Origin of the sequence: Streptomyces sp. NPDC096048 (genome assembly GCF_044763415.1) — a bacterium.
In the GTDB taxonomy this organism is placed as follows: domain Bacteria; phylum Actinomycetota; class Actinomycetes; order Streptomycetales; family Streptomycetaceae; genus Streptomyces.
The window spans coordinates 492,554-505,662 of sequence record NZ_JBIWGG010000001.1 but is presented as its reverse complement, the minus strand read 5'-3'; the positions used below and the strand labels follow the sequence as shown (position 1 = coordinate 505,662).

13 protein-coding genes are annotated in these 13,109 nt (G+C 71.9%); 7 read left to right on the top strand and 6 right to left on the bottom strand.

The window, feature by feature from the left end:
- Window positions 1-117 precede the first annotated feature (117 nt).
- Window positions 118-3,324 (top strand): tetratricopeptide repeat protein, encoded by a 3,207-nt coding sequence (locus ACIQ6R_RS02495; protein ID WP_404169609.1) that lies wholly within the window; start codon window positions 118-120, stop codon window positions 3,322-3,324.
- A gap of 84 nt (window positions 3,325-3,408) precedes the next feature.
- Here the strand turns inward: ACIQ6R_RS02495 and ACIQ6R_RS02490 are convergent, their stop codons facing one another.
- Window positions 3,409-3,651 carry a hypothetical protein gene (locus ACIQ6R_RS02490; protein WP_404169606.1) on the bottom strand — a complete coding sequence of 81 codons (243 nt, stop codon included), beginning with the start codon at window positions 3,649-3,651 and terminating at the stop codon, window positions 3,409-3,411.
- Window positions 3,644-4,525, bottom strand: a complete 882-nt coding sequence (gene mca / locus ACIQ6R_RS02485; protein WP_404169603.1) for a mycothiol conjugate amidase Mca — start codon at window positions 4,523-4,525, stop codon at window positions 3,644-3,646. The genes ACIQ6R_RS02490 and mca overlap by 8 nt, the downstream gene beginning before the upstream one ends.
- Window positions 4,526-4,650: 125 nt before the next feature.
- On the opposite strand from mca, the gene ACIQ6R_RS02480 reads away from it, so the two are divergent.
- On the top strand, window positions 4,651-5,049 hold the full coding sequence (locus tag ACIQ6R_RS02480; RefSeq protein WP_404218190.1) for a DUF4307 domain-containing protein: 399 nt from the start codon (window positions 4,651-4,653) through the stop codon (window positions 5,047-5,049).
- Between the two features lie 181 nt (window positions 5,050-5,230).
- Window positions 5,231-5,728, top strand: coding sequence for a transcription elongation factor GreA (gene greA, locus ACIQ6R_RS02475; RefSeq protein ID WP_055418146.1), 498 nt, complete (start codon window positions 5,231-5,233; stop codon window positions 5,726-5,728).
- 85 nt (window positions 5,729-5,813) lie between these two features.
- Here greA and ACIQ6R_RS02470 read toward each other — a convergent pair whose 3' ends face one another.
- The 3 genes from ACIQ6R_RS02470 to ilvA all read right to left on the bottom strand — a co-directional run bounded on the left by ACIQ6R_RS02470 (window position 5,814) and on the right by ilvA (window position 9,068).
- Complete coding sequence (locus ACIQ6R_RS02470; RefSeq protein WP_404169600.1) at window positions 5,814-6,671, bottom strand: ABC transporter permease; 858 nt, start codon at window positions 6,669-6,671, stop codon at window positions 5,814-5,816.
- Window positions 6,668-7,690, bottom strand: coding sequence for an ATP-binding cassette domain-containing protein (locus ACIQ6R_RS02465; RefSeq protein ID WP_404218188.1), 1,023 nt, complete (start codon window positions 7,688-7,690; stop codon window positions 6,668-6,670). The genes ACIQ6R_RS02470 and ACIQ6R_RS02465 overlap by 4 nt, the downstream gene beginning before the upstream one ends.
- A 148-nt stretch (window positions 7,691-7,838) precedes the next feature.
- Window positions 7,839-9,068, bottom strand: a complete 1,230-nt coding sequence (gene ilvA, locus ACIQ6R_RS02460; protein ID WP_404218186.1) for a threonine ammonia-lyase — start codon at window positions 9,066-9,068, stop codon at window positions 7,839-7,841.
- Between the two features lie 162 nt (window positions 9,069-9,230).
- On the opposite strand from ilvA, the gene ACIQ6R_RS02455 reads away from it, so the two are divergent.
- The 3 genes from ACIQ6R_RS02455 to ACIQ6R_RS02445 all read left to right on the top strand — a co-directional run bounded on the left by ACIQ6R_RS02455 (window position 9,231) and on the right by ACIQ6R_RS02445 (window position 10,694).
- Window positions 9,231-9,728 (top strand): MarR family winged helix-turn-helix transcriptional regulator, encoded by a 498-nt coding sequence (locus ACIQ6R_RS02455; RefSeq protein WP_404170690.1) that lies wholly within the window; start codon window positions 9,231-9,233, stop codon window positions 9,726-9,728.
- Between the two features lie 131 nt (window positions 9,729-9,859).
- A complete protein-coding gene (locus ACIQ6R_RS02450) occupies window positions 9,860-10,363 on the top strand; it encodes a sigma factor-like helix-turn-helix DNA-binding protein (RefSeq protein ID WP_404169591.1) in 504 nt (167 codons plus the stop codon).
- 73 nt (window positions 10,364-10,436) lie between these two features.
- Window positions 10,437-10,694 carry a hypothetical protein gene (locus ACIQ6R_RS02445; protein WP_404169588.1) on the top strand — a complete coding sequence of 86 codons (258 nt, stop codon included), beginning with the start codon at window positions 10,437-10,439 and terminating at the stop codon, window positions 10,692-10,694.
- 19 nt (window positions 10,695-10,713) lie between these two features.
- On the opposite strand, the gene ACIQ6R_RS02440 is transcribed toward ACIQ6R_RS02445, so the two are convergent.
- Window positions 10,714-11,868, bottom strand: a complete 1,155-nt coding sequence (locus tag ACIQ6R_RS02440) for a cystathionine gamma-synthase (RefSeq protein ID WP_404218184.1) — start codon at window positions 11,866-11,868, stop codon at window positions 10,714-10,716.
- 97 nt (window positions 11,869-11,965) lie between these two features.
- Between ACIQ6R_RS02440 and ACIQ6R_RS02435 the strand changes: the two genes are divergently transcribed.
- On the top strand, window positions 11,966-13,084 hold the full coding sequence (locus ACIQ6R_RS02435; protein ID WP_404218182.1) for a hypothetical protein: 1,119 nt from the start codon (window positions 11,966-11,968) through the stop codon (window positions 13,082-13,084).
- The last annotated feature ends 25 nt before the right edge of the window (window positions 13,085-13,109 follow it).

Genomic DNA, 13,109 nt, shown 5'->3' with positions numbered 1-13,109 from the left:
CCTGGCAGGACACTTGACCGAGGCGCAACTGGGGAAGGACCCGGGGATGGGCCGGGAGAGCCCCGGCGAGGTCCGGGGACACCCGGGTGACACCGATGCCGCCGGAGGGGGCGCGACATGCGGGACAGTCATCGGTCGGAGGCCGAGCGGCTACTGAGGCGGGCCGTGGAGGAGGAGGTACGGCGCTCGGGCGGGCGCACGGACGGGAACGTGCTGCTGTCCCGGGCCCGCGGGTCGCTGGACGCGATGGCGGGCACGGCCGCCGAGGAGTACGAGGCCTACACCCACGCCCTCGACGAGGCGGCGGCCGGACAGCTCACCTTCCGGCAGCGCTACGCCCGGGAGGGCGCCGGCACTCCCCTGCTGGTGGCCGGCGTGGCGGCGGTCGCCGCGGTGGTGGCCGACATGGCGCTCGGCACCGGCACGGGCACGGCGGTGGGCGCGGGAGTGGCCGTCGGGGTCGTCGGGGCCGCGGCGACCGTGGTGAAGGTGATCGGCTCGCACGTGCCTGCCGTCCACCACCGCGCCGGGGCCGTCAGCCAGCCCGGCGGGCCCGAGCAGTTGCGGTTGCAGTGGCTGACGGCGCTGGAGGTACGCGGCATCCGGCCGTTCCTGGACCAGCAGCGGATGCTCGCCGCGTCCACCGGGCCGAAGAAGGCCGGGCCGAAGCTGCGGGGCGCCGACAAGAGCGCCGCGGCCCGGGGACGCAGCGCGCTGGAACAGTCGTTCGCGCAACTCCCGGATCCGGAGGGCACCTTCGCGGGCCGGCGGCAGGAGAGGGCACGGCTGCGGCAGTGGGTGCAGGCGGCCCGCGCGAGCACGGAGACGAAGCCGACGGTGGTCGTGCTGCACGGGGTGCCCGGCAGCGGCCGTACGACGCTCGCCGTGCGGGCCGCCCATGAGCTGCGGGACTACTTCCGCGGGGCGTGCGTGGTCGATCTGCGCGGGGACGGCCCCGCCTCGGGCGGCGAGTCGCCGCTGAGCACGCGGGACGCCCTGCTGCATCTGCTGAACCGGCTGGGCGCGCCCCGCGAGCAGTTGCTGTTCCGTGAGCGGTCCTCGGCGGACCAGCAGGTCAAACGGCTCAGCGAGCTGTACCACCAGCATCTGACGGGCGTCCCGGTCATCGTCGTCCTGGACGACGCCTCGGACGCCGAGCAGGTGCGCGCGCTGGTGCCGGAGCGGTCGGACAGCCTGGTCCTGGTCACCGCGCGGGAGCCGCTTCGGCTGCCGCCGGACCTGCCCGCCCGGGTGTACGACCTCCCGGTCGAGGCACTGGACGCGGCGGGCGCGGAGGAGCTGCTGGGGGCGGCCGCCCAGGACGCGTCGGGACCCTACGACGCCGAGTCCACCGACGGGATCCTGCGGCTGTGCGGCGGCCTGCCGCTGGCGCTGCGGGTGGCGGGGTCGTCGCTGGGACCGCGCTCGCCGCGCGCCCTGGCGTCCGACCTGGGCGCGTACGGGCCGGTGGAGCCGGTCGAGCGGGCGCTGTGGCTGCGTTACACCGACCAGCCGGAGACGGCCCGGCGGCTGCTGCGCCGGCTGGCGCTGGCGGGCCGCACCTCGCTGGGTGCCGCTGCCGCCGCCGCGCTGCTGGCCACGGACGAGACGGAGGCGACGCGGCAGCTGGCGGCGCTGTCGCGGGCGGGTCTGCTCGATCATGTCCGGGGCAGCCGCTACCGGCTCCACGACGTGGTGCGCGCCTTCGCCCGGGCCCGGCTCGCCGACGAGGAGGACCCGGCCGAGCGGACGGCGGCGCAGGAACGGCTGATCGCCAACTACGCCGAGCTGGCCGACTCGGTACTGCGCCTGGTCGACGGCAACATGTCGACCCGCTCGAACCAGTTCGGCGGCTACGGCTTCACGTCCCTGGACGAGGCACTGCGCTGGCTGGACGACGAGTCGAGCTTCATCACGGCGGCGCTCAGACACGCGGAGGGCGTGGACCAGGGCGCGGTGCTGAACCTGCTCGGCGCGCTGTGCGACTACTGCCTGCTGCGCGGCGACCTGTACCGGCTCGGTGAGATCAGCGAGCTGGCGCAGTCCGTGGACCAGGGGCTGCTGGTGCGCTCGGTGCAGTGGCGCACCGGTATCGCGGCCCGGCAGCTCGGCGAGCTGGACAAGGCGCGGACGACGCTCACCTCGGTGGTCGACCTGTACATGGAGGCCCACCACGACGCGGGGGCGGCCCGCGCGCTGTGCTCGCTGGGCATCACGCTGCACCACCAGGGCAACCTGACCGAGGCGGCGGCGAAACTGCGGGAGGCGCTGGACCTCCAGGCCTCGCCCGAACTGGACACGGACCGGGCGTGGACGCTGCACGCCCTGGCGGCGGTGCAGCGGGACCGGGCCCGGCTGGCGGAGGCCCTGGACCTGCTCACCGAGTCACTGGTGCTGCACCGCGCGGGCGAGTCGGTGCACGGCCAGGCGTGGGCCCACTTCCAGCTCGGCCAGCTGCACCTGCGCATGGGCGACGTACCGCGCGCGGAGGCGGACCTGCGCGCGGCCCTGGAGCTGTACGGCCGCACCCAGGACGCCCGCGGCGAGGCCTGGGCGCTGACCCAGCTGGCACGGGCCCGGCTGGTCGAGGGCGACGCCTCCGAGGCGGTCGAGGAACTGCGGCGGGCGGCGGCCCGGCACCGGGAGAACGAGGACGCCCGCGGCGAGGCGTGGACGGTCTACTACGTCGGCCAGGCACTGGAGGAGACCGGCGCCCTGGACCAGTCGGTCCGCGAGCTGGAACGCTCCCGCACGATGTTCTCCCGGATGCGCGACGTGTACGGCCTCGCCTGCGCCCGGCACCACTCGGCGCGGGTCACCCGGGACCAGCGCGCCGCCCAGACCGGCTCACTGCGCAACTCCGGCTTCGCCCGGCAGCTCCTGGTGGACGCCCGCGCGGACTTCCAGCGCATCGGCGTCGGCCACGGCGAGGCGTGGACCTGCCTGGAGCTGGCGGTCGTGGACGCGGGCAACGCACGTACGCCCCAGGCACTCGCGTTGTGCGACGAGGCGGCGGCGCTGTTCGCGGCGTACGGCGACCGGCGGGGCGAGGACTGGGCCCGCTTCCTGCGCTGCACCCTCCTGCCGTACGCCGCCCCCGGGGGCGTGGAGGTCGGTACGGCGGTGGCTCAGGAGGAGCTGGTCCAGCTGGCCCGCGCACGCCACCCGGCCCGGGACGCCAAGCTGGACGACTACGTGGAGGCGTACCAGCTCCTCCTGGAACGGGGCGTCCAACTGGAGTCCGGCTGGCAGGCGTGGCACCTCGGCATGGTTCCGAACCGCCAGGCCCGGGAGGTGATGGGCGTGGCGGTGACAGCGGCGTAGCCGCCCGGGCGGCACCCCGTCAGCGCCGGGCCGCGCCTCTCACCTCGGTCCACGCCCGCGCCGGGCGCCACCGCGGACCCCGCGTCACCCCTTCTGCGGCCCCACCCGGCCGGAGGTCTCCCCCTCGGCCCCCGCCTCCGGCGCCTCCTTGAAGTCCACCTTGCCCATGTGCCGGCTCATGGACCGCATCAGCCCCCACACCGCCAGGGCCATCACCGCGAACACGATGAAGCCGAGGACGCCGGGCGTGACCTTGTCCTCGTCGAGTTCGGCGAGAGTGACGAGGTGCGTCATTGCCATGCTTGCGCTTGCACTCATGTCAGGCATTGTCCCGGATGCCCGCGAAGAGGTCGTCCTCGGGGAGGGAGGTGTCCACGAGGGACTTCGCGAGCTCGTACTCCTCGGTGGGCCAGACCTCCTTCTGGATGTCCATCGGCACCCGGAACCAGCCCCCGTCGGGGTCGATCTGCGTGGCGTGCGCGATCAGCGCCTTGTCCCGGATCTCGAAGAAGTCGGCGCAGGGTACGTGCGTGGTGAGCGTGCGCTCCGTGCGCTCGAACTCCGACCAGCGCTTGAGCCAGTCCCCGTAGGGCGACTCCAGGCCGCGCTCCAGCAGCGCGTTGTGCAGCGTCTCGGTGCGGGGGCGGTTGAAGCCCTGGTTGTAGTACACCTTCAGCGGCTGGTACGCCGGTCCGTACTCGCTCTCCGGGTACTTCTCGGTGTCGGCCGCGCCCTCGAAGGCCACCATCGTGATCTTGTGGGTCATGATGTGGTCGGGGTGCGGATAGCCGCCGTTCTCGTCGTAGGTGGTGATCACCTGGGGACGGAAGGAGCGGATCTTGCGCACCAGCTCGCCGGCCGCCTTGTCGACGTCCTCCAGGGCGAAGCAGCCCTCCGGCAGCGGCGGCAGCGGGTCGCCCTCGGGCAGACCGGAGTCGACGAAGCCGAGCCACTCCTGCCCCACGCCCAGGATCTCCCGTGCCTCGTCCATCTCCTTCTTGCGTACCTCGTGGATGTTCTCCTCGATGTACGCGTCGCCCTGGAGCTTGGGATTGAGGATGGAACCGCGCTCCCCGCCCGTGCAGGTCACCACCAGCACGTCCACCCCCTCGGACACGTACTTCGCCATGGTGGCCGCGCCCTTGCTCGACTCGTCGTCGGGGTGGGCGTGCACGGCCATCAGTCGCAGCTGGTCAGTCAAGGCTCAATCCTCGGTCAGTCGGCGCCCTGTGTGCATCGGCGCAATCGGCGGCTTCTATAGTGACCGAATCGGGAGCGGAATAATTCCGGCGCCCGGTGAGACCGGCTCCTGCCGAGAGGACGATCATGAGTACGGCGAGCACGCAGACGCCCGAGAGCCGGTACGGCCGCTCCTCGGACGAACGGGCCGACCGCACACTCAAGATCGTCGGCGCCGTGCTCGGTGCCGTCCTGCTCGCCGTGATCGGCTGGTTCGGCTACCACTACGTCGGACAGAACAAGATCAGCGGCGAGTTGATCGGATTCGAGCTCGCCGAGGACTCGGTGCAGGTGCACCTGGAGGTCCGCAAGGACGCCCGTGCCGTCGGCTACTGCACGGTGCGCTCCCAGGCGGAGGACGGCGACGAGGTGGGCCGGGCCGACTTCCGCTTCGACGGGGACGCCACGCGCATCGACAAGGTCGTCACCCTGCGCACGAAGGCCGCGGGCACGACGGCCGAGCTGCTCGGCTGCCACGCGGACTGACGTCGCGGAGCCCTGTCGGCCCCAATCCATGGGCACTGGCCTGCGGTGACATGAATCTGGTGGCTTATGTCCTCCCCCTTTGGCCACTGAATTGTTAGGCTCGTGGTTTCGCCCTTCCGTGAAGGAACATCCTTCTGGGTAGGGCGTTGATTTGTATTCCCAGTACCAACGAGGAGCACCCGTGACCCAGACCAGCGAGAACGTCACCTGGCTGACCCAGGAGGCGTACAACAAGCTCAAGGAGGAGCTTGAATACCTTACTGGTCCTGCGCGCACCGAGATCTCTGCCAAGATCGCCGCGGCCCGTGAGGAGGGGGACCTGCGCGAGAACGGCGGGTACCACGCGGCGAAGGAGGAGCAGGGCAAGCAGGAGCTCCGCGTGCGCCAGCTGACCCAGCTGCTGGAGAGCGCCAAGGTCGGTGAGGCTCCGGCCGCGGACGGCGCGGTGGCGCCCGGCATGGTCGTCACGATCGCCTTCGACGGTGACGAGGACGACACGCTGACCTTCCTGCTCGCCTCGCGCGAGTACGCGAGCTCGGACATCGAGACCTACTCGCCGCAGTCCCCGCTGGGCTCGGGCGTCATGGGCCACAAGGTCGGCGAGGACGCGCAGTACGAGCTGCCCAACGGCAAGCCGGCGTCCGTGAAGATCCTCAAGGCCGAGCCCTACAACGGCTGACCAGGCCCCTCTTACGGCCGGTGTCGCACCAGGCCGTCTGCCGTCGACGAGCCCCCGGCGTCCCTGTGACGCCGGGGGCTCGTCGTCATGCGGCGGCCGAGCGGTACTTGCGCACCGCCAGCGTCCGGAAGACCGCGATGATCAGGACGGACCAGATCAGCGACGCCCAGACGGGGTGCTGCATCGGCCAGGCATCGGACTGCACGACGCCCGGGTTGCCGAACAGCTCCCGGCAGGCCTGCACCGTGGCGCTGAACGGGTTCCACTCGGCGATGTGCCGGAGCCAGGGGGTCATCTGGCTGGAGTCCACGAAGGCGTTCGAAACGAACGTCACCGGGAACAGCCAGATGATCCCTCCCGAGGTCGCCGCCTCCGGGGTCCGCACGGACAGGCCGATCAGGGCACCGATCCAGGTGAAGGCGTACCCCAGGAGAAGCAGCAGGGCGAACCCGCCCAGGATCTGTCCGAGATTGGTCGGCTCCGCGGAGCCGGTGCGCCAGCCGACGATCAGCGCGACGATCGCGAGGACGAGCAGCGTGATGGTCGTCTGCACGAGGTCGGCGACGGTGCGGCCGGTCAGCACCGCGCCACGGGCCATCGGCAGGGAGCGGAAGCGGTCGACGAGCCCCTTCTGCATGTCGTCGGCGATGCCGGCCGCCGATCCCGCGGTGGCGAACGTGACGGTCTGCGCGAAGATGCCCGCCATCAGGAAGTCCTTGTAGACGTCCGGGTCGGTGGTGTTCCCGATCTTCATCGAGCCGCCGAAGACGTAGGTGAACAGGACCACGAACATCACCGGCTGGATGACCCCGAAGAGGACCATCTCGGGAATCCTGGTCATCCGGATCAGGTTCCTGCGGGCGATGACCAGGGAGTCCCGGAGGGACTGGCCGAGGGGGCTGGTGGGCGCCGCGGTCCGAGCGGCGTCGGTGGTGGCGCTCACTTGGCGGTCTCCTTCTTGGCCTTGTGGCCGGCGTCCTTGTCCTCGCGGCCGGCTTCGGCCGCGAGGCCGTTCTCCTTCACCTCGGCCACATGGCCGGTGAGGGAGAGGAAGACGTCGTCGAGCGTGGGTCGGCGCAGGCCGATGTCGTCGATCTCGATACCGCGGGTGTCGAGTTCCCGGATGACCTCGGCGAGCAGCTTGGCGCCACCGGTGACGGGGACGGTGAGCTTGCGGGTGTGCTCCTCAAGGGTGGTCGAGCCCTTGCCGAACCCATTGAGCACCTCGGCGGCCGTCCCCATGTGCTCCCGTTCGTGGACCACGACCTCGACGCGTTCTCCGCCGGTGCGGGCCTTGAGCTGGTCGGAGGTGCCGCGGGCGATGACGCGGCCGTGGTCGACGACCGCGATGTCGTGCGCGAGGTGGTCGGCCTCCTCCAGGTACTGCGTGGTCAGCAGCAGGGTCGTACCGTCGGCGACCAGCTGTTTGATGACCTCCCACAGCTCCTGGCGGTTGCGCGGGTCGAGGCCGGTCGTCGGCTCGTCCATGAACATGACGGGCGGGGAGACGACCAGGGCGGCCGCCAGGTCGAGCCGGCGGCGCATGCCTCCCGAGTAGGTCTTCGTCGGGCGGTCGGCGGCGTCCGCGAGGTGGAACTGTTCGAGCAGCTCGCCGGCCCGGGCCTTCGCGGCCTTGGCCCTCATCTGGTAGAGCTGGCCGACCATCTGGAGGTTCTCCCGGCCGGTCAGGTATTCGTCGACGGCGGCGAACTGGCCGGAGAGGCCGATCGACCGCCGCACCTCGTTGGGCTGCTTGAGCACGTCGATGCCCGCGACGACCGCCTTGCCGCTGTCGGGGCGCAGCAGGGTCGTCAGGCAGCGGACGGCGGTCGTCTTGCCCGCGCCGTTCGGCCCGAGCAGGCCCAGGACCGTGCCCTCGGGAACGTCGAGGTCGACGCCGTCCAGAGCCCTTACGTCACCGAAGGTCTTCACCAGGCCTTCGGCATAGATGGCGCCTGGCATATGAGTCTCCACGTCGTCGGGGATTCTTCGGAAAGCCTAGGTTTGTACGTCTCGCTCGGTTCAGCGAGCGATTTACGACACACCATAACGCGATGTATCGCGTCTCACAACGCACTTGCTCGAACCAGTGACCCACATCGATGACGGGTCAGCCGATGACGGGATACCCCGCCTCCCGCAGCGCCCGGCCGACCTCGGCGCAGTGCTGCGGGCCCTTCGTCTCCAGGTGCAGTTCGACCTCCGCCTCCGTGAGCCCGAGCCGCGGATCGGTCCGGACGTGGCTCACATCGAGGACGTTAGCGTCGACCACTGACAACACCCCGAGAAGCGTGGCGAGGGCGCCGGGCCGGTCCGTCAGACGCACCCGGACCGCCAGATTGCGGCCCTGCGCGGCCATGCCGTGCCGCAGCACCCCCTGCATCAGCACCGGGTCCACGTTGCCACCGGACAGCACCGCCACCACCGGCCCCTCGAAGGCCCCCGGCTCACTCAGCAGCGCCGCCACCGGAGACGCCCCGGCCGGCTCCACGACCAGCTTGGCCCGCTCCAGGCACAGCAGCAGCGCGGTGGACAGCTCGTCCTCGGAGACCGTACGGACCTCGTCCACCAGCTCGCCGACGATCCCGAACGGCACGTCACCGGGCCGTCCCACCTTGATGCCGTCGGCCATCGTCGACGGATGCTCGACGGCCACCGGGCGCCCCGCCGCCAGCGACGGCGGATACGCCGCCGCGCCCTCCGCCTGGACGCCCACGATCCGCACGTCCGGCCGCAGCGCCTTCACCGCGACCGCGATTCCGGCCGCCAGCCCGCCCCCGCCGATGCCGACCACGACGGTCCGCACCTCGGGGCACTGCTCCAGGATCTCCAGCCCGACCGTGCCCTGGCCCGCGATGACGTCCGGGTGATCGAAGGGGTGGATGAACACCGCGCCGGTCCGCTCCGCGTACTCCTGCGCGGCGGCCAGCGTCTCGTCGACCACCTGACCGTGCAGCCGAACCTCGGCGCCGTAGTCCCGGGTCGCGCTGATCTTCGGCAGCGGGGCGCCCTTCGGCATGAACACCGTCGAGCCCACCCCGAGCAGGGACGACGCCAGCGCCACCCCCTGCGCGTGGTTGCCCGCGCTCGCCGCGACCACACCGGCGGCCCGCTGCTCGGGCAGCAGCCCGGCGATACGGACGTAGGCGCCGCGGAGCTTGAACGAACCCGTCCGCTGGAGGTTCTCGCACTTGAGGTGGACCGGCGCGCCGACCAGCTGGGACAGGTGTCTGCTGCCCTCCATCGCCGTCACCCGCGACACACCCGAGAGCATCTTCTGGGCTCCGCGCACGTCGTCGAGGGTGACGGATCCGACAAGGGCGGCCGTGCTGTAGCTCATGCCACCAGCATCGCAGGCCACGGGCGCTCGGGGCCGTTGTGACCAACCTCCGAGACCCGCTTTGCGCAGCGCACGTACGCCTCGCCGCCCGGCCGCGTACCCTGTCCCCCAATCAGCAGCCCTCCAAGAAGTGAGCCCCCGGCCATGCCCACAACACCTGAAATGTCGATGGACATGACGACCGCCGGTGACACCGGTCTTCTCGAGACGCTCCAGCACGAGGTGGCACTCTTCGCCCGTCGTGCCGAACAGACCCGGCTCGGCGGCGTCGGGCAGGTACGCAACTCCATGGACCGCGCCGCATACCTGCTGCTCAACCGCCTCGACAAAGAGGGCCCGATGGGCGTCAAGGCGCTCGCCGCGAGCATGGGGATCGATTCCTCGACGGTCACCCGGCAGGTGGCACCGCTCGTCGACTCCGGACTCGTCAAGCGGACCTCGCATCCCGAGGACGGACGCGCGGTCGTGCTCCAGCTGTCCCCGCGCGGCGTGTCGCGGCTGGAAGAGGTCCGGTCCTCCCGGCGTCAACTCATGGCCGAACTGACCCACGACTGGGCGCCGGAGGAGCGGGAGGCGTTCTGCGCGCTCCTCGCGCGCTTCAACGGCGCCCTGTCCGCCCGTATGGCCCCGTCGGGTCCGGAGTCCTCGTCGGCCTCCTGAGCCACCCCTCACCGCCTTTCCGGGGCGGTTCGGACCGAACTCTTGACCGGCGGGCCGCCCCTGGCCTGATATGAGACCCAGGGGTCGTCGTACGAGACTCAGGGGTCGTCGCCCTCTGGGCGGGAGGCGCGGTGCGAGAACGGCAGGCGTTCCACAGTGCCCGCCGAGCCCGGGAGTTCGAGGCGTTCGTCGCGGGCGCGGCAGGGCGGTTGCTGCATGCCGCCACCCTGCTCACGGCCGAGCCGGCGGACGACAACCCGCGCGCGCGGCGCCTGCTGGCCCTGTCCCTCGCCCACACGTACGCGCGCTGGGACCGGCTGCGCGGGGAGGACCCGTACGACCGGGCCCGCCAGTACCTGGCCACCCGTTTCGCCCGCGAGGCCTGGCACCGGTACGGCGGCGGCATCGGTCGGGCCCGCCGGCCCGCAGCGGGCCCGCTGCGCGGTCTCACCCCGCGGGAACGCCTGATCCTGGTGCTCAGGCTCTACGAGGGCGTCGCCGAGGAGCAGGCGGCCGCCCTGCTGGGCCTGCCCGCGGAACGTGTACGGACGATCTGCGACCGTGCGACGGCCACCCTGCTGCACCCGCCCGCGGAGCCGGTCCGCCCGGTGGCGGCGGAGGCGGCGACGTCATGACGGACGCGACACGCGAGACGACGACGGCCTGCGGGACGACGGGCACGCGCGCGTGGAGGACCGGGAGGCGTCGGTGAACCGCCCCCGCAGAGAGGCCGCCGCGCGGCGGATCATGGAGCAGTCGCCGCCCAGGGTGCCGCCCGAGCTGTACGCGGACGCGGTGCGCCGCGGCGGCCGCATGCTGCGGCGCAGGACCGCCGCCCGCCGCCTGATGTGGCTGGTGCTGTGCGCCGCGGCCGTGGCGTTCACGGTGTGGGCGCTGACCGTCCGGCCCTGGGTGGAGCCGCCGTCGGAGACGACCCCACCCGTGACGGGCTGGGAGGGCTGGTGAGCCCGTGGTACGCGTCGGACTAGCCGAGGGCCTGCTGGAGGTCCGCGAGCAGGTCGTCGACGTTCTCGATACCGACCGACAGACGCACCAGGTCGGCGGGCACCTCCAGGGCCGAACCGGCGGCGGAGGCGTGCGTCATCCGGCCGGGGTGCTCGATCAGCGACTCCACACCGCCCAGGGACTCACCCAGCGTGAACACCTTCGCGCGGTTGCAGACCTCGACCGCCGCCTCCTCGCCGCCCTCGACGCGGAAGGACACCATGCCGCCGAACGCCTTCATCTGCTTGGCGGCGACCTCGTGCCCGGGGTGCTCCGGCAGCCCCGGGTACAGCACGCTCGTCACGCGCGCGTGCCGGGACAGCATGTCGGCGACCTCGGTGGCGTTCTCGCTGTGCCGGTCCATGCGCACCGCGAGCGTCTTGGTGCCGCGCAGCACCAGCCAGGAGTCGAAGGGCCCGGCGACCGCGCCCATGGCGTTCTGGTGGAACGCCAGCTCCTCCCCCAGTTCCCGGTCGCCCACGATCAGCGCGCCGCCGACGACGTCCGAGTGGCCGCCCATGTACTTGGTCAGGGAGTGCACGACGACGTCCGCACCGAGCGCCAGCGGCTGCTGGAGGTACGGCGTGGCGAAGGTGTTGTCGACGACGAGCCGGGCGCCGGCGTCCCGGGCGACCTGGGCCACGGCGGCGATGTCGGTGATGCCGAGCAGCGGGTTGGAGGGCGTCTCCACCCACACGGCCTTGGTCTGCGGGGTCAGGGCGGCCCGCACCGCGGCGGGGTCGCTCGTGTCGGCCACGGACCACTCCACGCCCCACCGCGTGGCGACCTTGGCGAAGAGCCGGAAGGTACCGCCGTACGCGTCGTTGGGGATCACCACGTGGTCGCCGGGACGCAGCAGCGTACGCAACAGGCAGTCCTCGGCCGCCAGTCCGGACGCGAACGCGAGGCCGCGACGGCCGCCCTCCAGAGCGGCCAGGTTCTCCTCCAGGGCCGTACGGGTCGGGTTCGCGCTGCGGCTGTACTCGTATCCGCCGCGCAACCCGCCGACGCCGTCCTGCTTGTACGTCGACACCTGGTAGATCGGCGGGACCACCGCGCCCGTCTGGGGATCGGCGGTGTTGCCCGCGTGAATCGCGAGCGTCTCGAAGTGCTGACTGATGTGCCTGTCGCTCATGGGCACCGAGGGTAGCGGCGCGGACGACTCCGCGCGTTTTCCACAGGGCGGGGGGACAGGTTGGCCAATTGTCGGCGCAGTCTGGTTCGCTTGAGACATGGAGATTCTCTGGGTCCTGATGGCACTGGCCATGCTGGCTGTGGTGCTGCTCCCCGTTCTGCGGCGCCGACGGAGCGCGGTCGGCCTGGTACCCGCCGGCCACCCGGACGCGGCGGACCCCGCGAACTACGGCTTCGCGCGCGAGGAGGAGCTGGACATCCGCATGCCCGGCCCCGACCAGGACCTGTTGGACGTCCTGGACCTGGTGCAGCGCACGCAGGATTACCGGGGCGCCCAGCAGCTCCTCGCCGGTACGGAGGCGGGGAGCGAGCGGCGCTGGCAGCGCGTGCAGGCCTTCGCGGGCGCCGCGTCGCTCGAGCTGCGGCAGCGGCCCGGCGGCGTCGGTGAGACGCCGGGCGGTCAGTGGTTGCGGGTGTGGCGGGCCGAGGCCCCCAAGGACGCGGGTGGCGCGGCGGTGCACGCCGAGTTCCTGGTGCAGCAGGCGTGGCGGACGGCGACGCCGGGCACGGACGATTTCCGGATCATCATGGAGGAGGCGAAGGCGGCCTGCGGAGAGGCGGCGCTGCTCGCCCCCGGCGACCCGATCCCGTACATCGTCGAGCTCTCGGTCGCCCGCGGGCTCGCCTACCCGCGCGAGGACTTCGAGCAGCTCTGGCTCAAGATCCTCGACCGCGCCCCGAACCACATGGGCGCGCACCTGGCCGCCCTGCACTACTGGTGCGAGAAGTGGCACGGCTCCCGCGACCTGGCGTACTCCTTCGCCGAGGCGGCGGCGGCCCGCGCCCCGAAGGGCTCGCTCCTCGCGGCGATGCCGCTCTTCGCGGTCTTCGAGCATCTTCCCGAGGTCAATCTGGTCAGCGGCTTCCACCAGAGCGAGGTCGTCACCAAGGCGGTGCACGGCGCCCTGCACGCGGTCCACTCGGCCCGCCCGGACGACCCGACGCAGGCGCACGTGCGCCATCTGCTGGTCTTCTTCCTGGTCCGCGGCGAGCGCTGGGCCGAGGCCATGAACCAGCTGATGGTCATCGACGGCCACGTCGGCGCCCTGCCCTGGACCCTCTCCACCGACCCGGCGGCGGAGTTCGCGGTCTACCGCGCGCTGGCGGTCGCGGGCTACGAGGCGAACGGCGGCAGCCCGGCGACGCTCCCGCACTGACGCCTCCGCGCGAGACGGCCCGGCG

Bases quoted from the DNA above. Each gene is read 5' to 3' on its own strand.
- ACIQ6R_RS02495 (WP_404169609.1), top strand. From the start codon at position 118: ATGCGGGACAGTCATCGGTCGGAGGCCGAGCGGCTACTGAGGCGGGCC.
- ACIQ6R_RS02490 (WP_404169606.1), bottom strand. From the start codon at position 3,651: ATGCCTGACATGAGTGCAAGCGCAAGCATGGCAATGACGCACCTCGTC.
- ACIQ6R_RS02480 (WP_404218190.1), top strand. From the start codon at position 4,651: ATGAGTACGGCGAGCACGCAGACGCCCGAGAGCCGGTACGGCCGCTCC.
- ACIQ6R_RS02465 (WP_404218188.1), bottom strand. From the start codon at position 7,690: ATGCCAGGCGCCATCTATGCCGAAGGCCTGGTGAAGACCTTCGGTGAC.
- ilvA (WP_404218186.1), bottom strand. From the start codon at position 9,068: ATGAGCTACAGCACGGCCGCCCTTGTCGGATCCGTCACCCTCGACGAC.
- ACIQ6R_RS02455 (WP_404170690.1), top strand. From the start codon at position 9,231: ATGTCGATGGACATGACGACCGCCGGTGACACCGGTCTTCTCGAGACG.
- ACIQ6R_RS02440 (WP_404218184.1), bottom strand. From the start codon at position 11,868: ATGAGCGACAGGCACATCAGTCAGCACTTCGAGACGCTCGCGATTCAC.
- ACIQ6R_RS02435 (WP_404218182.1), top strand. From the start codon at position 11,966: ATGGAGATTCTCTGGGTCCTGATGGCACTGGCCATGCTGGCTGTGGTG.